Annotated in this window: 19 protein-coding genes and 1 riboswitch; of the genes, 11 read left to right on the forward strand and 8 right to left on the reverse strand. The window is 65.6% G+C overall.

Features of this window, described 5'->3' with window-relative positions:
* Nucleotides 1-838, reverse strand: an 838-nt coding sequence (locus ACTIIH_RS07040; RefSeq protein WP_441451243.1) for an MmgE/PrpD family protein, incomplete at its 3' end; no start/stop codon positions are given.
* Between the two features lie 195 nt (nt 839-1,033).
* Between ACTIIH_RS07040 and ACTIIH_RS07045 the strand changes: the two genes are divergently transcribed.
* Nucleotides 1,034-1,573 (forward strand): DUF4916 domain-containing protein, encoded by a 540-nt coding sequence (locus tag ACTIIH_RS07045; protein ID WP_139468629.1) that lies wholly within the window; start codon nt 1,034-1,036, stop codon nt 1,571-1,573.
* A gap of 157 nt (nt 1,574-1,730) precedes the next feature.
* Nucleotides 1,731-2,690, forward strand: a complete 960-nt coding sequence (locus ACTIIH_RS07050; RefSeq protein WP_441090270.1) for a universal stress protein — start codon at nt 1,731-1,733, stop codon at nt 2,688-2,690.
* A 36-nt stretch (nt 2,691-2,726) separates the two neighbouring features.
* Here the strand turns inward: ACTIIH_RS07050 and ACTIIH_RS07055 are convergent, their stop codons facing one another.
* Nucleotides 2,727-4,367: a fibronectin type III domain-containing protein gene (locus ACTIIH_RS07055; protein ID WP_441451244.1), complete on the reverse strand. Its 1,641-nt coding sequence runs from the start codon at nt 4,365-4,367 to the stop codon at nt 2,727-2,729.
* 147 nt (nt 4,368-4,514) lie between these two features.
* Nucleotides 4,515-4,623, forward strand: a riboswitch (TPP riboswitch).
* 22 nt (nt 4,624-4,645) lie between these two features.
* Between ACTIIH_RS07055 and ACTIIH_RS07060 the strand changes: the two genes are divergently transcribed.
* Genes ACTIIH_RS07060 through ACTIIH_RS07070 form a run of 3 tightly spaced genes read left to right on the forward strand, consistent with a single transcriptional unit; the run spans nt 4,646 to nt 7,642 of the window.
* Nucleotides 4,646-5,272, forward strand: coding sequence for an ECF transporter S component (locus tag ACTIIH_RS07060; RefSeq protein WP_441451245.1), 627 nt, complete (start codon nt 4,646-4,648; stop codon nt 5,270-5,272).
* Nucleotides 5,272-6,804 carry an ABC transporter ATP-binding protein gene (locus ACTIIH_RS07065; protein ID WP_441451246.1) on the forward strand — a complete coding sequence of 511 codons (1,533 nt, stop codon included), beginning with the start codon at nt 5,272-5,274 and terminating at the stop codon, nt 6,802-6,804. The genes ACTIIH_RS07060 and ACTIIH_RS07065 overlap by 1 nt, the downstream gene beginning before the upstream one ends.
* On the forward strand, nt 6,797-7,642 hold the full coding sequence (locus tag ACTIIH_RS07070) for an energy-coupling factor transporter transmembrane component T family protein (protein ID WP_441451247.1): 846 nt from the start codon (nt 6,797-6,799) through the stop codon (nt 7,640-7,642). Before ACTIIH_RS07065 ends, ACTIIH_RS07070 begins: the two co-directional genes overlap by 8 nt.
* 22 nt (nt 7,643-7,664) lie before the next feature.
* Here ACTIIH_RS07070 and ACTIIH_RS07075 read toward each other — a convergent pair whose 3' ends face one another.
* From ACTIIH_RS07075 to ACTIIH_RS07090, 4 genes are all read right to left on the reverse strand, one after another.
* On the reverse strand, nt 7,665-8,207 hold the full coding sequence (locus ACTIIH_RS07075; RefSeq protein ID WP_441451248.1) for a hypothetical protein: 543 nt from the start codon (nt 8,205-8,207) through the stop codon (nt 7,665-7,667).
* Nucleotides 8,208-8,257: 50 nt separating this feature from the next.
* The gene (locus ACTIIH_RS07080) at nt 8,258-8,578 is read right to left on the reverse strand and encodes a putative quinol monooxygenase (protein ID WP_167194461.1); all 321 of its coding nucleotides are present in this window, start codon (nt 8,576-8,578) and stop codon (nt 8,258-8,260) included.
* A gap of 75 nt (nt 8,579-8,653) precedes the next feature.
* On the reverse strand, nt 8,654-9,256 hold the full coding sequence (locus ACTIIH_RS07085; protein ID WP_432791154.1) for a class I SAM-dependent methyltransferase: 603 nt from the start codon (nt 9,254-9,256) through the stop codon (nt 8,654-8,656).
* A gap of 22 nt (nt 9,257-9,278) precedes the next feature.
* The gene (locus ACTIIH_RS07090) at nt 9,279-10,154 is read right to left on the reverse strand and encodes a LysR family transcriptional regulator (RefSeq protein WP_441451249.1); all 876 of its coding nucleotides are present in this window, start codon (nt 10,152-10,154) and stop codon (nt 9,279-9,281) included.
* 178 nt (nt 10,155-10,332) lie between these two features.
* Between ACTIIH_RS07090 and ACTIIH_RS07095 the strand changes: the two genes are divergently transcribed.
* Nucleotides 10,333-11,553 carry an NAD(P)/FAD-dependent oxidoreductase gene (locus tag ACTIIH_RS07095; protein WP_441451250.1) on the forward strand — a complete coding sequence of 407 codons (1,221 nt, stop codon included), beginning with the start codon at nt 10,333-10,335 and terminating at the stop codon, nt 11,551-11,553.
* A 102-nt stretch (nt 11,554-11,655) separates the two neighbouring features.
* Nucleotides 11,656-13,191, forward strand: a complete 1,536-nt coding sequence (amaB, locus tag ACTIIH_RS07100) for an L-piperidine-6-carboxylate dehydrogenase (RefSeq protein WP_441451251.1) — start codon at nt 11,656-11,658, stop codon at nt 13,189-13,191.
* Between the two features lie 15 nt (nt 13,192-13,206).
* On the opposite strand, the gene ACTIIH_RS07105 is transcribed toward amaB, so the two are convergent.
* Complete coding sequence (locus ACTIIH_RS07105; RefSeq protein WP_441451252.1) at nt 13,207-13,515, reverse strand: hypothetical protein; 309 nt, start codon at nt 13,513-13,515, stop codon at nt 13,207-13,209.
* 206 nt (nt 13,516-13,721) lie between these two features.
* On the opposite strand from ACTIIH_RS07105, the gene map reads away from it, so the two are divergent.
* The 3 genes from map (at nt 13,722) to ACTIIH_RS07120 (ending at nt 16,410) form a co-directional block, all read left to right on the forward strand.
* Nucleotides 13,722-14,489: a type I methionyl aminopeptidase gene (gene map, locus ACTIIH_RS07110; RefSeq protein WP_441090282.1), complete on the forward strand. Its 768-nt coding sequence runs from the start codon at nt 13,722-13,724 to the stop codon at nt 14,487-14,489.
* Nucleotides 14,490-14,606: 117 nt separating this feature from the next.
* Nucleotides 14,607-15,974 carry a DNA repair protein RadA gene (gene radA / locus ACTIIH_RS07115; protein ID WP_441451253.1) on the forward strand — a complete coding sequence of 456 codons (1,368 nt, stop codon included), beginning with the start codon at nt 14,607-14,609 and terminating at the stop codon, nt 15,972-15,974.
* Between the two features lie 43 nt (nt 15,975-16,017).
* Entirely contained in the window at nt 16,018-16,410 is a 393-nt protein-coding gene (locus ACTIIH_RS07120; protein WP_441451254.1) for a VOC family protein, read from the forward strand.
* Between the two features lie 4 nt (nt 16,411-16,414).
* Here the strand turns inward: ACTIIH_RS07120 and ACTIIH_RS07125 are convergent, their stop codons facing one another.
* Entirely contained in the window at nt 16,415-17,137 is a 723-nt protein-coding gene (locus ACTIIH_RS07125) for a hypothetical protein (protein ID WP_441451255.1), read from the reverse strand.
* A 117-nt stretch (nt 17,138-17,254) separates the two neighbouring features.
* Here ACTIIH_RS07125 and ACTIIH_RS07130 point away from each other — a divergent pair, with 117 nt between their 5' ends.
* Entirely contained in the window at nt 17,255-18,286 is a 1,032-nt protein-coding gene (locus tag ACTIIH_RS07130) for an A/G-specific adenine glycosylase (protein WP_441451256.1), read from the forward strand.
* Nucleotides 18,287-18,353: the final 67 nt, after the last annotated feature.

The raw sequence follows: 18,353 nt of genomic DNA on the forward strand, positions 1-18,353 counted from the left end.
CGAGGATCGCGCGCTTCGCTTCGCCCTTGCCCGGCAGCGGGATGGTGTAGCGGGCTTCGGGGCCGGAGAGGATCCAGGCGATGAAGCCGTCCTCACCTTCGTAGATCGGGTTCGGGGCGCCCTCGCCGCGCATGGCACGGTCGACGGATTCGACGGCCATCTTGCCGGCGAACGCCGGAGCATGCGCCTTCCAGGACGAGATCTCGCCCTTGCGCGACTGACGGGTCGCCGTCGTCACGTGCAGTGCCTGCTGGACGGCCTGGAAGGTGACCTCGGTGGGCAGGTGGAGCATTGCGCCGATGCCGGCTGCGGCCGAGGGGCCGAGGTGGGCGACATGGTCGATCTTGTGCTCGTGCAGGCACATTCCCTTGACGAGGTCGACCTGAATCTCGTAGCCGGTGGCCACACCGTTGATGAGGTCCTTGCCGCCGATGCCCTTGTGCTGGGCGACTGCGAGCACGGCCGGGATGTTGTCACCGGGGTGCGAGTACTCTGCGGCGAGGAAGGTGTCGTGGAAATCGAGTTCGCGCACGGCCACACCGTTGGCCCAAGCGGCCCATTCCGGTGAGAAGCGGTCGCTCACCGGCAGACCGAAGATGGTGGCACCGGGATTGAACGGGTGGGTCTGGGCCTGTTCGCGAGCATGGGTCGGAGCGGAGCGACGCACGGATGCGGCAGCCACAGAAGCGTTGTCGATGACGCGGTTGATGACCATTTCGGTGACTTCGGAATCGACCGGCGTCGGGTCGGATGCGACCTCGGCGATCTTCCATGCGAGCTGATCTTCGCGAGCCAGGTTCTCTGAGCTCTTGTAGGTGCGGACTTCATGATTGATCATGGATACCCCTTCATAGTCCTTGACCGGAAATGGTCACATAGTGCTGACACAACTGTAGGCCACGTCACTCGACAGGTCCCTGCCGGTCGGAAATTTATCTCGACGTCAAGATATTTTACCCGAAGCGTGTCCCAGTTCACCACCAGGGTCTCCATGCTCTTCTGCCGTGAGGGATGGTTGTGGGACTATTGGGTCATGACTCGGACTGCCCTGGACTTCGACGAGAACTGGTTCGACGACGCGGAATATGCGCGCCTGCGCAGACGCATGCCGATCCCCTATGTCAACGCCATCCCGGTGCGGGTGGGCGAGACCGGCAACGTTGAACGCATCGGCCTGCTGCTGCGCAGCCTCGAGGACGGCACCCTCGGACGGGAGGTCGTGGGCGGGCGGATCCGCTTCCACGAGACGATCCGCACCGCGCTGGTGCGTCACGCCGAGAACGACCTCGGTCCGATGGCGCTGCCGGTCATTCCACCGGCGATCAGCCCGTTCCACATCGCCGAATACTTCCCCACCGAGGGCTCGGCCCTGCTCCATGATCCGCGCCAGCACGCGATCGCCATGTGCTTCATCATGGAGGTCCGCGGCGAATGCACCCCGCGGGCCGATGCCCTCAGCCTCGATTGGCTCACCCCCGAGGAGACCATGCGTCCCGATATCGTCGGCGAGCTCTGCTACGGCCAGGACCATATCCTGCGCATCGCACTGGCCCATCTGGGCTTCCGCGTCTGAGCCAGATGCACGCCCAGGTGAGACGGATCTTCTCGCCCCACGTTTTTTCTGCAACTTGTAGAACTGTCTTGGTAGACTGAAAGCGACGCGGACGATACCGCTGGTCGGGGCCGTCGTCGGCGTCTGGCTTGACCAGGCCCCGATGGAGAGGTTCGAGATGTCTGCTCAGTCCCCCATGGCCGAGTCCACCACCGCCGAAGCACGATCGGCCGGGCGCAAAGCGTCCGAGTCCGGTCGCGATCGGGAGTTCGGCGTCCTCGTCGGCTTCGACGGCTCCGAACTCGCGGCACTCGCAGTACACTTCGGAGCTGCGGAGGCCGTCCGTCGGAATACCGCACTGACCGTCGTGACCGCCTATCCGCTGCCGACGATGATCTATCCGAACATGGCGTCGATTCCCAGCGAGCCCGAAGACGAGAAGGCGAGGAAGCAAGCGGAGAAGACCCTCGCCGAGGCGGTCGAGCTCGTCCGTGACCACCCCGGGGAGAAGAGCTTCCTCACTGCTCCGGGCGATGCCGCGGGGGTCATCACCACGTTGAGTGCCGATGCCGAGATCATCATCGTCGGTGCGCGCGGTCGCGGCGGATTCGTGGGCCGGGCCCTCGGTTCGGTGTCAACCGCTGTGCCGGCTCACGCCCACTGTCCGACGATCGTCATCCCTCACCACGCCACGTCGGCTGAGTCGCATGGACCGGTGGCCGTGGGCGTCGACGGCTCGGACCCCGCTCGGGTCGCGATGGTCACTGCCGCCGCCGAAGCCGCAGTGCGCGGGGCTCCTCTCGAGGTCATCGCCGTGCTTCCAGCCGGAGAGGAGTGGCTCTACTGGTACCCCAACCTCGAGCTCAGCTCCGAGGCCACCGCTCGTCGGCAGAGGCAGCTGACCGAATCACTCGAGAAGGAAACCGCGACGCTGGCCGAGCAGTTCCCGGATCTGGCGGTGACCACCTCGGTGCCGGTCGGCGATCCCACGGAGACTCTCGTCGGGATCAGCTCCCGCGCACAGCTGACGGTGATGGGCACCCGTGGGCGCGGACGGATCCGCAGCGCTCTGCTGGGATCCGTCTCGCGCGGAGTCCTCAACCACGCCGAGGGTCCGGTCATGGTGGTTCCGAGCTGAGCGACAGCGGCGGGTTGACCAGCAAGGCTGTGCCGATCAGCTAAGTCCGGCACCTCGACGGCGACGGCTCGCCACGAGGAGTACCGCGCCGAGTGCCAGCGCCCCCGCGCCGACAGCCAAGGGCAGTGCAGGCCCACCGCCGGTGCGGGGCAGGTCTCTATCCCCGCTCGCCGAGGCGGTCCCGGATGAATCCGAATCATCGCCCGTTCCTACGGCGTTCGCCTCGGCCGCTTCGGCATCGTCATCCGGGGCGGGTTCTTCCGCCTCGGCGCGCCTGAGTTCGACATCGTCGATCTGCTCGGCTGCGGCCTGCGCTTCCGCCCGTTCGCCATCGGCCGACGCTCCCCCAGTGGGCACCTCATAGGTCGTCGCCCGCAGCGCTTCGTCGCTGACGCGGACCCGGGTGAAGGCGGGCATGTCGTTGTGGACGCTCTTGCCTTCCCAGTCGAGGCCGGGAACGTAGTCGTAGAACTTCGACCCCGATGACGAGGTCAGCGTGAGGTAGAGCGTCTGCCCGTCTTCCTTCTCCTCATCGGCTCCCGCTTCGGAGCCCTCGACGGGCTTGCGCTCCCCGTCCATGAGGAAGGTGCGGTTAAAGATGTGGTCGTGGCCGGAGACGACGAGGTCGATGTCATTGCGGGCCGCGACCGGTGGGATCGCCTTCCGCAGCCGCTTCACATCGAGATCGTTCCAATGTGTTGCCGTCGAATAGATCGAATGGTGAAACCCGAGCACAGTCCACCGCACCTGGCCACCGTGTTCGGCGACGACCTCGTCGATGAATTCGGCGTGGGCGTCCATGTCCGAACTGTTCGAGTTGATGTTGAGAAACAGGACTCCGTCTTCGATGAACCAGTAGTCACCGCCGGAGGTGATGATTCCGCCGCCGCCGTGGTCGTGGCTGACATTGGGTCGGTTGAAGTGCTGTTCGTAGGCTTTCGACGACACGTCGTGGTTGCCGATCGTCGTCGCCTGCGGGATCGTCCGGGTCGCTTCCGGGGCCAAGTACTGCGCATACTGCTCTTGGTTGCCGGCGGAGTTGACCTGGTCTCCCAGCGAGTAGAAGAAGCTCGGGTCGTCGGCAGTGGCCACGGCCGACGACAGGGTCCGGTCCCAACCGGTGGCATCGTCGGGATCTCCGCCTCCGGCGCCGACCTGGGGGTCGCCGAAGACGAGGAATTCGTCACCTCCTCCGGCAGATGCCATGGTGAACTGCTGCACCTCGGTGAACCCGTCCTCGTCGCTGCCGACCTGGTAGGCGTAGTCGGTGCCGGGTTCCAGGCCGGTCATGCTCGCATGGTTGTAGTGACGTTTGAGGTCGGTGGCAAGGCCGGAGTCTGTGGTCTCAGCCGCTGCCGCGTCGGCGGGAAGTTCGCGTCCCTCGAGTTCACTGACCGGCGCCCACCGGACCTCTCCCCCGCCGGAGTTCTCACTCATCCAAGAGAGGTCGCGCGTCGTCGGGTCGGCTCCGATCTGCAATACGGGATCGGTGATCGATTCGCTCCCCGCATCCCCCTCGGCGGGCGGGTCCGGCGGGTCCTGGCTCGCGGTCGAGCTCGGGCCGCCCGAGCCGAGAGACGGTTCGGCGCGCACGGGCACCGGGGCCGCCACGAGTGCGGCGAGCAGGGTGGCGGCGGACAGGGCACTGAGTGGTCGCTTGAGCCGATGCGTATTCACCCGCCCAGTCCTACCGATCAGCAGTGTCTGGTCGTTCTAAGGCTCGTCGACGAGACCGGGAACGGGAGGTGAATCGCCGATGACGACTCCCGGCCCCCGCGTCGCCTCCGCTCCCGGTTGCTGCTTCTCTCACCTGTTGTACAGTGGTGGCTACGACAGGGGAGCGCCGTCAGGGGCGCTGAGAGTGCAGAAGAAGCTGCAGACCCTCGAACCTGATGCGGTCAGTACCGCCGAAGGAAGTCGAGACTCTTCACCCCTCCTTGATATGAGGAGGCACAATGCCGAACACCACTACGCCGACCACCACCCCCACCCGTGCGCAAGCCTTCACCGCGGCACCGAAATCCAAGCAGTGGCGGGTCGTCGACTATGTCACCACCGCCGTGCTCGGCATCGCCGTGGGACTCGTCTTCTGGGTGCTCGCGCTGAGCTGGAAGGTTCTCGAACTCGCCTTCCAGGCATTCCCGCCGTCGATCGGCCTCATCGCCGGACTCTGGGTGCTGGCCGGTCCGCTGGCCGGTGCCATCATCCGCAAACCCGGTGCCGCACTCCTGTGCGAACTCATCGCCGCGACCGTCGAAGCCGTGCTCGGCTCCCACTTCGGGGCGACCGTTCTGCTCTCGGGTCTGCTGCAGGGCCTCGGTGCCGAACTCGTCTTCGCCGCCTTCGGCTACAAACGCTTCACCCTGTGGGTCACCGCCGCTTCGGGAGTGCTGGCCGCGGCGTTCATGGCCGTGAGCGAGAACATCATGTACAACGCCGAATGGCAGTTCGGCTTCCAGGCGATCTACGCGGTCTGCGCGATCATCTCCGGCCTCGTCATCTCCGGCATCGGCGCGTGGTATGCCTACCGGGCGATCGCGGCCACCGGGGCTCTGAGCTCCTTCGCCTCCGGCCGTCGCTGATGGCCCTGCCGATCACGGCCTCCGACTTCTCATGGACGCATACAGACCGTGAGGGGCCGGCAGTCGGTCCGCTCGACCTGCAGATCGCGGCCGGAGAGAAGGTGCTGCTGCTCGGCGCCTCCGGGGCCGGCAAATCGACGTTCCTCCACGCCGTTGCCGGTGTCCTGCCCGAGGAATCGGGTGAAGCCACCGGTGAACTCCTCGTCGGCGGTGAGAAACCGGATCCTCGCCGAGGCTGCACCGGGCTGGTCCTCCAAGATCCCGATTCGCAGGTGATCTTCTCCCGCATCGGTGATGATGTGGCGTTCGGGATGGAGAACCTCGGACTTCCGGCCGAGGCCATCGAGGCTCAGGTCCCCGAGTCCCTGCATGCGATGGGACTCGATCTGGCCCCGGAGCATCCGAGTGCTGCCCTGTCCGGTGGGCAGAAGCAGCGGCTGGCTCTGGCCGGGATCCATGCGATGGCCCCGGAGGTCATCGTCCTCGACGAGCCGACGGCCAATATCGATCCCGCCTCGGCGACCGAGGTCCGCGATGCCGTGCTCACCGTGCAGGCCGAGACACAGGCGACCATGCTCGTCGTCGAACACCGGGTGGAGCTGTGGATCGATCACGTCGACCGGGTCATCGTGCTCGGCCGCAAAGGCATCGCTGCCCAAGGTCCGCCCGAGCGGATCTTCACCGATTCGGACCTGACCGAAATGCTCATCGGCTGCGGCATCTGGATGCCGCAGGACTCCCCCACCCCGTGCCGAGGCGGGGCCGCAGGAATCGGTGGGACGTCGGGCCGCCTCGGCGAGGTACTGCTGCGCACTGATCGGCTCAGCGTTGCTCGACCGCGCATGGCCACCCCCGCCGCGACCGGCCTGGACCTGAGCCTGAGCGCCGGTCAGGCTCTCGGAATCGTCGGTGCGAACGGGGCAGGCAAATCGACCACGGCTCTGACCTTGGCGGGCCTGCTGCCCGAATTCTCCGGGCAGGTCCTCGCAGAGGCGGCCCTGCGGGAAGGAGCCAAACGGCCCCAGCCTTTCGCCTGGCCGTCGAAGCAGTTGGCGGCGCGCATCGGCATGGTCTTCCAGGAACCGGCACACCAGTTCCTCACCTCGAGCGTGGCGGCCGAACTCGAGCTGGGTCCCCGGCTGGCCGGGTGGTCTGCCGCCGAGTCGCAGTCTCGGGTGGATGAACTTCTTGCGGGACTCGGTCTCACCGGTTTGGCGCAGGCTCATCCGCAGAGTCTCTCAGGTGGGGAGAAGCGTCGCCTGTCGGTGGCGGCGATGCTGGCTCCCCGGCCCCGGGTGCTCATCGTCGATGAGCCGACCTTCGGTCAGGATGCGCTGACGTGGGCGGGGTTGGTGGAGATGTTCCTCGATGCCTTGGAACACGGTTCCGCGGTGGTCGCGGTCAGCCATGATCACGCATTCCTCGAGGCCATCGGGGCCGATCTCCTCGAACTCGGCGACCGCAGCCACGAAGAGCGAGCCGACGACAATCAGTCGGATTCGCATGTCAGGGCGGGTGAGCGCGGTGAGTAAGGGCCTCGATGTGTATTCTCGCCACTCCCCCGAGGTCGCGGTACAGGATCCGGGGCAGCTCATCCCCGTGGTGCGTTCGACCGCTTTGGGGCGGTGCAATCCGCTGACGAAGATCGCAGTCGCCCTCATCCTCATGGTCGGGGCGCTGCTGAGCATCGATCTGGTCTCTGCCGGGGTGGTGCTGCTGGCGGCATTGCTGGCTCTGCCGGCGACGGGGCTCGATCTCGTGGCCGCAGCCAAGCGGCTGTGGTTCCTGCCCGCCGGTGCTCTGCTCGCCGCTTGGGGCACGGCTCTGCTGGCGGAGAAGACCGGGGATGTGGTCGTCGATGTCGGACCCGTCCTATTCACCACGGGTTCGTTGGCCGCTGCCGCAGCGATCTTCGTGCGCGCCCTGGCCCTGGCGATCCCGCTCATCGTGCTCGCCTCGACGATCGATCCGCGGGACCTCGCCGATTCGCTCATCCAGCATCTGCGGCTGCCCGAGGTCGTCGTGGTCTCTGTTCTGGCGGCGTCGCGTCTGCTTGGATTGTTGGTCAGTGAGTGGCAGGTGCTGGCGATGGCCAGGCGGGCCAGAGGCGTCGCCGGCGGTACGCTTCTGCGGCGCACGGGCAGCCTCTTCAGCGGGGTGTTCGTTCTGCTCGTGGTCTCGATTCGCCGGGCAACGACCCTGGCGATGGCGATGGAGGGCCGGGCATTCGGTCGTCCGGGCCGCACGTGGCGCAGGCGGTCGAGTTTCGCAACCCGAGATGTCGTGGCGGTGCTTCTCAGTCTGGCTGTCGGCGGGATCGCGATCGGTGCGGCTCACGTGCTCGGAGTCTGGAACCCGATCATCGGGTGAGGCGACGCGGATATGGCACAACTCAGAGCTGATTGAGGATGTCCTTGCCGAAGGCCCGCCATTCCTCGAGGGCTTCGGGGCTGGGCAGTTTGGAGGTGGTGAGGACGAAGAGGGTCTTGTCGTCGCTCTTCGTCTCGGCTGCGGCTTCGACCTTGATGCCGCCGTCGAGGTTGGCTCGCCAGAAGGAGCGCTTCGCCGTCTCCGAGGTGCGGGGATCGCCGTCGAGGGCCACCTCGTTGAGGGTATTGCCGACCAGAGAGCCGAACTTTGCGATGAGTTCGGAACGGTCGCCGGGGATCGTGCGGGACACGGCGACGTCGAAGGTGCCGTCGGCACGCTGGCCGGGGACGCGACGGCCGATCTCCTGCTCATAGGCGACGACGGCGCCTTGGACCCACCAGCCGTGGTTGTCGACCTTGCCGTCGAACTGGGGATAGAGAGCGTCGGCGAGTTCTTTGTGACTCGCCGACGCTCCCCCGGCCGCTTCGAGGCGAGCACGGGTGTCGGCCCATGATTCGTCGAGGGCCTTTTCGATCGATGCGATGTTCTGCGCTTTGGTCGCCATGGCAGAAGTCTATTCGCCCAATCGGCCCCGTTTGAAGGCCCGGAAGGCGATCAGTCGATCTTGAGTTCGCCCATCTCGTCCCAGCCTTCGCCGTCGATCTTGCGGGAGATGATCTTCGGGGTCGAGACCAGATGCGGGCGCATGGCTTCGAGGCCGGCAGCGAAGTGATCGCTGGTGACGTGCGGTTCTGCGCCTTCGTCGGTGAAAGCCTCGACGAGGACGAACTCGTTCGGGTTCTCCAGGCTCTTCGACCATTCGAAGAAGAGGTTGCCGGGTTCGGCGCGGGTCGCCTCAGTGAAGGTCCGAACGGCTTCGGGGAACTTCTCGACACTTTCGGGTTTCACGTCATACTTCACGACGATGAAGATCATGATCATTCTCCTTCAGCTGATCAGCAGTACGGGTCGATCCCAGCTTAGTTCGGCCGCAATTGCGAATCGACCGGCTCACAGCCTTTCGGCGATGAGGACGAGGAAGTCGCTGTCAGCTTCGAAGGGACGCAGCTCCCAAGTGGAGAACTTCTGGTCGACGAACATCCCCGTGGCTTTGACGTCTTCGATGAAGTCGTCGAAATCGTACCCGCGTCCGGCACCGAAGCCGGACACGAATCGACCGCCGTGTTTGAGGGTCGACTTGATGTTGCCGAGGGTCTGCCGACGCGAGGCGGGATCGAGGAAGGACAGGACGTTTCCGGCGCAGAATGCCACGTCGATCTCGGTGATTCCGGCACCGGCGAAATCGAAGTCGGCGAGGTCGCCGGTGTGCCATTCCCCGCTGGGGAAGTCCTCCTCGGCGACGGAGATGAGGAATTCGTCGAGGTCGACGCCGAAGACGGTGTGCCCTTCGTCGATGAGCTGTCCCCCGGCCCGTCCGGTTCCGCAGCCGGCGTCGAGGATGCGCGATCCCCGCGGAGCCATGGCGTTGACGAACCTAGCCTCACCGCCGATGTCGTGCCCGGCGGCCGCGAGATCACGCCACCGCTGCGCGTAATTCGCCGAATGATCGGGGTTGGCCCTGCGTACCTTGTTCCACTGATGGTCGAAGCTCATGCCCTCATCCTAGGCCGTAACCTCAGGCGAAGACTTCGGTGACCACCTCGGCGACCGCCCGGACGGGATCGCTGGGGCCCGGGGAGGTCAGCACGATGATCTCGCGTCCGCCCGCCCCCGCGACGGGGTGGAGGTCGACGTCGGGCCCGCCCAACGACATCATGATCGGCGTTGCCAAGGTCAGGCCGAGCCCGGTCCCGGCGAGCGCCAACGCGACCGCGGTGTCCGTGACGATGTGGGTCTCCTTCGCATTGATTCCCAGCGCCGAGGTGGCCAACCGCATCGCGCGGCCGAAGAGCTCCTCGGCCGGTGGGAGGATCCAGTCGGCCTCGGCCAGATCGTCGTCGCTCGGCCGGGACGTCCCCGCGGGGACGACGATGCCGAAGTCCTCCTCGGCCACGGCGTCCCAGCGCAGCCCGCGCATCGGCGGCAGCGGCGCAGCTGGGTAGTTGATCCCGATGCCCAGGTCGATGACCCCGTCGATGACGGCGGCCGACATGGTCTCGACATTGATCTCCCGCGCCCGGACTTCGATATGCGGATGGCGCTCGGCCAGCGCCCGCACCACCTTCGGCAGCGCCGTCGTCGATGCCGATCCGAAGACGCCGAGGGTGACGATGGCCTCGCTGCGGAAGTCCCGGCCGAGCATCGCCATCTCCGCCTGCTGCTGAGCGGCGAGGATGTTCCGTGCCCTGGGCAGCAGGGTGCGCCCGGCTTCGGCGAGGACGAGCCCGCGGCCGCGACGTCGGAACAGGTCGGAATCGACGGCCCGGCGCAGCGCTGAGATGTGCTGGGACACGGCCCCGACGCTGTAGCCGAGGTGGTCGGCCGCCCGCGTCATCGACCCGAGTTCGGCCACTGCGACGAACGTCCGCAGCTGTCCGAGCGTCCAGGTCATGGCGGCACTCCCCTGTCTTTAGGTTTCTTGAACACTATGTTCACAAACTCTCTCTTGTCCTTAAGTGTGATGGCAACCACAATGAAGTCAAGACGCAAACGCCGACATCGCCGTCGGCACTCTCCGTTTCCGGGGCGACCAACGACGGTCGCCCCGGCAGCCGACAGCGAGGTGAACCGTGGAATCCCCCACCGCATCAACCACCACCCCTGACACCGACGGGGTCCCCGACACGTCCAGAGCCCTGCCCACCGAAGCCTCCGTCGTCATCATCGGCGCCGGCGTCATGGGAGCGGCCATCGCCTACCACCTGGCCGAACGCGGAGTCCGCGACATCGTCATCGTCGAGCGCGACACCCCCGGAGCCGGATCGACGTCGAAGGCCGCCGGAGGTGTGCGCTGCCAATTCTCCGACGAGGTCAACATCGCCTTGGCCGCCCGCGGGCTCGACGTGCTGCGGAACTTCGAGACCGATTTCGGCGTCGACATCGATCTGGTCAGCAACGGCTATCTGTTCCTCCTCGACAACGATGACGACGTGCGCGCGTTCACCGACAATGTGGCCCTGCAGCAGCGGATGGGCCTGGATTCGCGGATGCTCACCGTCGCCGAGGTGGCCGAACTGGCCCCATTCGTCAACACCGACGGGCTGATCGCCGGGGCGTTCAACCCCGGCGACGGCCACTGCACCCCCGAGGCCGTCGTCGCAGGCTTCGTCACCGCCGCCCGCGAGCGCGGGGTCACGGTGGTCAAGAACTGCGAGGTCACCGGATTCGACACCGACGGCGGGACGGATCGCAGAGCCACCTCGGTGATCACGAATCAGGGCGCGATCAGCTGCGAACAGGTCGTCGTCGCGGCGGGAGCCTGGTCCGGCCCCATCGGCGACATGGCCGGGGTCGACCTGCCCGTGAAGCCGCTGCGGCGGGAGATCATGGTCTCCGAACCCGTCGATTTCGACACCTCGCGGATGCCCTTCACGATCGACTTCTCCACCAGTTACTACGTCCACCCGGAAGGGTCCGGGCTGCTGTTCGGCTGCCCCGATGAGGTCGATGACTGGTCCTTCAACGACAAACGCGACCCGAACTGGCTGGCCACCCTGGCCGAGCACATCGAAGCCCGCACCCCGGAACTCGGCGATGTCGAGGCCAAACACGGGTGGGCGGGACTGTATGAGATGACGCCCGACCACAATGCCCTCATCGGCGAGGCCGAGGAGAGGCCGGGATTCTTCTACGCCTGCGGGTTCTCCGGCCACGGCTTCCTCATGGGCCCGGCCGTCGGAGAGGTCGTCGCCGACCTCATGACCGGCCGCACCCTCTTCGTCGACGTGGCTCCCATGGACAAACGACGCTTCACCACCACCGGACTGCGTAAGGAGCTCAACGTGATCTGAGTCCTCGCACACCCGCCCCTCACACCCGACCTGCCCATAACGACGGAACACTGCCGACCGGCCAAGCCGCCGATCGACACAGCAGATGACGAAAGGACAGCAATGACTGCACTGCCCACCGATCAGACCATCACCGACCTCCTCACCTCAGGACTGAGCGCCTGCGGAGTCGATGGATCCGTGCTTGAGGGATCGGCCGCCTCGGCGAACCTTCCGGCCCGCTCCCCCATCACGGGACAGGGCCTCGGCACGATCGCCGCGGACACCGCGCAGACAGCGGCGGAGAAGATCGCCGCAGCCCAGACCGCGTTCGAGACCTGGCGGGACGTGCCCGCCCCCGTCCGCGGTCAGCTGGTGCAGCGGTGGGGACAGCTGCTCGGCGAGCACAAGGAGGATCTGTCGAAGATCATCACCGTCGAAGCCGGCAAGACCCCCTCCGAGGCGGCCGGTGAGGTGCAGGAGATGATCGACATCTGCGAATTCGCGCTCGGTCAGTCCCGGCAACTGTGGGGCAAGACCATGCCCAGCGAACGGCCGGGTCACCGGCTCATGGAGACCTGGCATCCCCTCGGCGTCGTCGGTGTCATCTCCGCATTCAACTTCCCCGTGGCCGTGTATTCGTGGAACACCGCTCTGGCCTTGGTGGCCGGTGACGCGGTTGTGTGGAAGCCCTCGGAGAACGCCGTGCTCGCAGCGCTGGGGGCACAGTCCCTGCTGGTCAGGGCCGCCGCCGAGGTGGGGGCACCGGAGAACCTCGCGCCCGTCCTCATCGGCGGCCGGGACATCGGTGATGTCATGGTCCGGGATGAACGCGTGGCCCTGGTCTCGGCGACGGGATCGGTGCGGATGGGTCGCGAGGTCGGCCCCGTCGTGGCCGAGCGCTTCGGCAAGATCCTGCTCGAGCTCGGCGGCAACAACGCCGCCATCGTCGCCCCGAGCGCCGATGTCGACCTGGCGCTGCGCGGAGTGGTCTTCGCTGCCGCCGGAACGGCCGGTCAGAGGTGCACGACGCTGCGGCGGCTCATCGTGCACGAATCCATCGCCGACGAGTTCGTCGACAAGGTCGTCGCCGCATACAAGACGCTGAGCATCGGATCGCCGACCGATGACGGAGTGCTCGTGGGACCGCTCATCAATTCGGGTTCGTACGAGGCGATGCAGGCGGCCCTCAAGCAGGCAGAGGCAGAGGGCGGCGAGATCCTGTGCGGAGGCGGCCGGGTGCTCGCCGATGAACACCCGGATGCTCACTACGTCGAACCGGCAGTGGTGCGGATGCCCAGTCAGACCGCCGTGGTCAAGGAGGAGACCTTCGCCCCGATCCTCTACGTCGTCACGTATTCGGATCTCGATGAAGCGCTCGAGATCCACAACGGGGTGCCGCAGGGTCTGTCCTCGGCGATCTTCACTGCCGAACTCGCCGAGTCCGAGAAGTTCCTGTCCCGCTCCGACTGCGGAATCGCCAACGTCAACATCGGCACCTCCGGTGCGGAGATCGGCGGTGCCTTCGGCGGTGAGAAGGAGACCGGCGGCGGCCGCGAATCGGGTTCGGATTCGTGGAAAGCCTATATGCGTCCGGCCACGAACACGATCAACTACTCCGGCGAGCTTCCGCTGGCACAGGGGGTGGAGTTCCTCTGACGAGCGGGCACCGAACTACTCTCGTGCAGGACTCCAGTTGCTCACCCTCTCGCCTGTCTCAGCAGTCGAGGAGGCAGAATCGTGCTCAGTTGCACGAGCTGTGGAGTCCGAACTCTCGTTTCCCGCAAAGTCCGAACGCCGCTCCTCCGCTGAAGTCCGTCGCCGGTAGTCCCGAAGAATGAAAACGAGACTGAGCAGCGCGCAGGCGGGAAAGACGACGAGCGTGAGAATCCAGGGGCCACCCGAGCGGAGGTCCTCTTCACCCGCCAGCGCCGAGACGGCAAGCCCCATGCCTATGCCGAACGCTGTGATGATGTTCCTCATGCTCCGCACCCTACGCACCGGCGAACAACAGCACAAGATTTCTTGAGGGAAATTCGAGCAACTGCGAGGGCTCTCTGCCAATCACTGAGCTGTCTGCTTGCCCACAGATCCGGGTGCGGCCGCGTCTTCGGCATCGCCGGGGACTAAAATCGAGTCTGGACCGGTGAACGCCGTTGAAACCCCGCACCCCATTGAAGGAGACCCCTGTGATTGAGCTGAAGACGCCCGCCGAGATCGACAAAATGGCGGTGACCGGCCGTTTCGTCGCGAAGACCTTGGACGAGCTGACCTCGATCGCAGAACCGGGCATGGACATCATGCACCTGGAGAAGACCGCGCGGAAGCTCATTGAGGACGCCGGAGCGAAGTCCTGCTACTGGGACTACGCCCCGTCCTTCGGCTCAGGCCCCTTCCGCAATGTCATCTGCCTGTCCGTCAATGACGGCGTCCTCCACGGCAAACCGCACAACTACGTGATGAAGGACGGCGATCTGCTCACCCTCGACTTCGCCGTGTCCATCGACGGCTGGGTCGCCGACGCCGCCCGTTCCGTCGTCGTCGGCGACGGCAGCGATGAGGACCAGCGCCTCATCGACACCACCTGGGCCGGCCTCGAAGCCGGCATCGGCGCCGCCCAAGCCGGCAACCGCCTCGGCGATATCTCTAAGGCCATCGGTGACGTCGCCGATGCCCACCGCATCCCCGTCAACCTCGACTTCGGCGGGCACGGCCTCGGCCACACGATGCATGAAGATCCGCATGTGCCCAACCGCGGCAAAGGCGGTCGCGGGCTGGTCCTCAAACCAGGACTGACCCTGGCCATCGAACCGTGGTGGTCGTTCACGTCGAAGAAGCTGTCCGTCGACAAGGACGGCTGGACCCTGCGTCTGGCCGACGGTTCGAATGGTGCCCATTCGGAGAACACGATCGCCATCACCGAGGATGGTCCCCGAGTCCTCACCACGCTCGACTGACCGAGCTGCCGCACTCTGCCGGCAGGGGCGTCCGACGAACTCATCGTCGGACGCCCTTTCGCATGTCTCGCCGCTCCTCAGAACTGCCATGTCAGCGGTCCGTGCCAGAATTGCGATATGTCTTTCACGTGCTCGGAATGCGGCTATTCGACGGTCAAGTGGTTGGGACGCTGTCCCGAATGCCAGGCCTGGGGCACTCTTGAAGAGAAGAGTGCGAACTCGTCGAAGGTGAAGACGAAGGTCAAGAAATCCAGCGCGGCGAAGCCCATCAGCGAGATCGACTCGACGCTCGCGCAGGCACGGTCGACATTCGTCCCGGAGTTCGATCGGGTGCTCGGCGGGGGCATCGTCCCCGGCGCGGTCGTCCTGCTCTCCGGAGAACCCGGTGTCGGCAAGTCCACGCTGCTGCTCGACGTCGCTGCGAAGATCGCGATGTTCGGGGTCAAGGTCCTCTACGTCACCGGTGAGGAATCCGCCGGTCAGGTGCGGCTGCGCGCCGAACGGATCAACGCCCTGGCCGATTCGCTGCTCCTCGCCGCCGAGACCGATCTGGGTTCGGTGCTGGGAATGATCGAGGCCGAACAACCGGAGCTGCTCGTCGTCGACTCGATCCAAACTTTGGCCTCTTCCGAGGTCGAAGGCATCCCCGGCGGAGTCACCCAGGTCCGCGAAGTCGCCTCCGCCCTCATCCGAGAAGCCAAGGCCCGGTCTCTGCCGACTGTGCTCGTCGGCCACATCACGAAGGACGGCACGATCGCCGGTCCACGTCTTCTCGAGCACCTCGTCGATGTCGTGTGCACCTTCGAAGGTGAGAGGCATTCGCGACTGCGCATGCTGCGAGCGGTGAAGAATCGCTTCGGCCCCACTGACGATGTGGGCTGCTTCGATATGGAGGAGAACGGGATCAAGAGCCTCGAGGACCCCTCGGGCCTGTTCCTCTCGCGCAGCGGGGCGAACCCGCCCGGCACCTGCCTGACCGTGACGCAGGAGGGCAAGCGTCCGCTCCTCGTCGAAGTCCAATCGCTCATCACCGAATCCGCCGGCGGCCAGTCCCGACGGTCCGTCTCCGGAGTCGACTCCTCCCGGGTGGCGATGATGCTGGCCGTGCTCAGCCAGAACGTCTCACAGGCGAACCTCGCCAAGAGCGATGTCTTCACTGCTACGGTCGGCGGAGCGAAGCTGTCGGAACCGGCCAGCGATCTGGCGATCTGCATGTCCCTGGCCTCGGCGCTGCTCGGCAAGCCGCTGGCTCGCCACCTCGTCGCGATCGGCGAGGTCAGTCTGTCCGGCGAGATCCGCAACGTCCCCAATCTCGGACAACGCCTCAACGAAGCCAAACGTCTGGGCATCACCCATGCCGTCGTGGCCAAGGGCGCGATGACCAATGTGGCGACGCCGGAGAAGATGAAAGTCGAGGAGTGCGAACACATCGCCGGGGCGGTCGAACTCATGCTGACGAATGGCGCCCTGCGGGAGCAGAAGTGAGAAAGTTCGGGACTTTCGCACGGTTTTGGCGCATCCTGGTGTCATGACCGCGACAGTATTTCCAGCATTCCGCACCACCGATGCTGCAGCGACGATCGAGCTGCTGGTCACGCTCGGATTCACCGAAAGACTGCTCGTACGCAATGAGCAGGACCCGGCGCTCGTCGATCATGCCGAATTCGCACTCGGCGACACTGGCGGGATCATGTTCGGCTCGGTCCGCCACGACGGATCGGCGCTCGACGCGGTGGGCGGCAGCTCGATCTACGTCGTCGTCGACACCGAACGCGAAGTCGACCGGCTCTATCAGGAGATCGTCGACCTGGGGCACGCGATCGTGCGACCGGTGGCGACTCAAGACCATGGCGGCCGCGAGTTCGACTTCCGCGACCACGATGGCAACTCGTGGGGAGTCGGCTCCTACCGCGGTGCCTGAGGGCTCAGTCCTGCGGTTCCTCTGACTGCCTCTCGCCGGAGTCCTGCTCCGACTTCTTCTCTTCGTCGGCTTTCTTCTTCTCCTCCGCGGCCCTCTTCTCCTCCGCGGCCTTCTTCTCCTTCGCCTTTTCGGCGGCGCTCTTCTCGAGCGTGAACTCAGTCGGTTCGCTCTTCTTGTCATCGAGTTTCACGATGAGCTCATAGTCACCGGGTGCGAAGTCATCGTCTTCGCGGTTGCAGTTCTTGTCGACCTTGATCCGGTTCCACTTGAGCTTTGCGGTCTTCTCCGACTGCGGTGCGAACTCAGTGGACGCCTCTGCATTCTCGTCTTTCGCGGCCGCGCAGTACGTCGACGACCACACGACGTCACCGTCTTTTTCGACGATGAACTCCTGTTTGTCGGTGCCGACCTCGATGAGGCAGGTGGCCGAGTGTCCGTTCTCGATGACCATGCCGAATTCGGGTTCTTTTCCGTCCTTCACGGAATTCGGATCCACCTTCGCCTTCAGCGAGACCTCGTCCTCCGGGCACTTTCCGCTCGCCGCTTTCTTATCAGGCACCGGGGCCGCTGTCGTCGATTCGGCCGGAGTCGTCTCCTCGGCAGCCACCTTATCCGAGCCATCACTGCGGCCGCCGATGGCCGTGACGATGCCGACGATTCCGAGCACCAGGAGACCCAGGACGAGGAGGCTGGCCACAGCGAGCGTGATGCGGCGTCTGCGGTACACGTGAGCAGGCAGCTTCCCGCTAGACTGGCGGGGCTGCCCGGCAGCTCTGCTCGGCTGCGAACCACGGTTGGAAGGAGTCATCGGTTTGAGCCTAGGCAATTGCGAATGAGCATCCAAATGACACACCGAGCCGGTTCCGAATCCGACTCCTCCGGGCCTTCTGCCGCCTTTCCCGAGGTGACAGAGCCTGTGCTCAGACGTGTCCAGGACACGATCATCGCCTGGTTCGAAGAAGCCGCCCGCGACCTGCCGTGGAGGGCTCCGAAGACGAGCGCCTGGGCGATCCTCGTCAGCGAGATCATGTCTCAGCAGACGCCTGTCGCCCGGGTGGAACCACGGTGGCGTGCCTGGATGGAGATGTGGCCGACCCCGGCCGATCTCGCTGCCGCGCCGACCTCCGAGGTCCTCCACGCCTGGGATCGTTTGGGTTATCCGCGCAGGGCCCTGCGGCTGCAGGAAGCCGCCGGAGTCATCGCTGCGAACCTGAACAACCGGGTTCCCGAAACGACCGAAGAACTCGAACGATTGCCGGGCATCGGTTCCTATACCGCCGCTGCGGTCTCGTCCTTCGCCTTCGGCCGAAAGACAACCGTGCTGGACACGAATGTCCGTCGGGTTCTCATCCGTCTCTTCGCAGGAAGAGAACGTCCCACCAGTTCCCCCACCCGGAAGGAGACTGCGTGGGCGGCCGGCCTCGTGCCCGAGGATGAGCATGTTGAGTGGAACGCCGGTGTCATGGAGTTCGGGGCCCTCGTCTGTACGGCTCGCAATCCCGACTGCCCCGCCTGCCCACTCCAGGACATCTGCACATGGAACCAGTTGGGCCGACCCGCCTCGGCGACGAAGCCGAAGACACAGAAGTGGGCGGGCACGGATCGACAGCTGCGCGGAGCGATCATGGACGTCCTCAAAACCGCCCATGCTGACCGGGACGACCGGGACGGCGTCAGCCTCGACGTCTTCACAACTCCGATGACTGACTTCGATCCAGCGCTTCTCGACTCATTGGCCGAGTCCACGGCCGCAACAGTGGCCCGAGTGCGCGAACTCAGCGCCGACCGGGACAGGCTCTCTCGACTCATCTCTGATCTCGTCACCGACGGACTGGCACAGCAGATCGACGGCCGATTGGCACTGCCGAACCGCTGAAGCCCGAGCCGGCGCGCGGCAATAGGAACAGCAGAGGTGGGGGCGGCCGCCATCGCCCCCAACCCGG

Origin of the sequence: Brevibacterium sp. (genome assembly GCF_052105255.1) — a bacterium.
Lineage (GTDB): Bacteria > Actinomycetota > Actinomycetes > Actinomycetales > Brevibacteriaceae > Brevibacterium > Brevibacterium linens_B.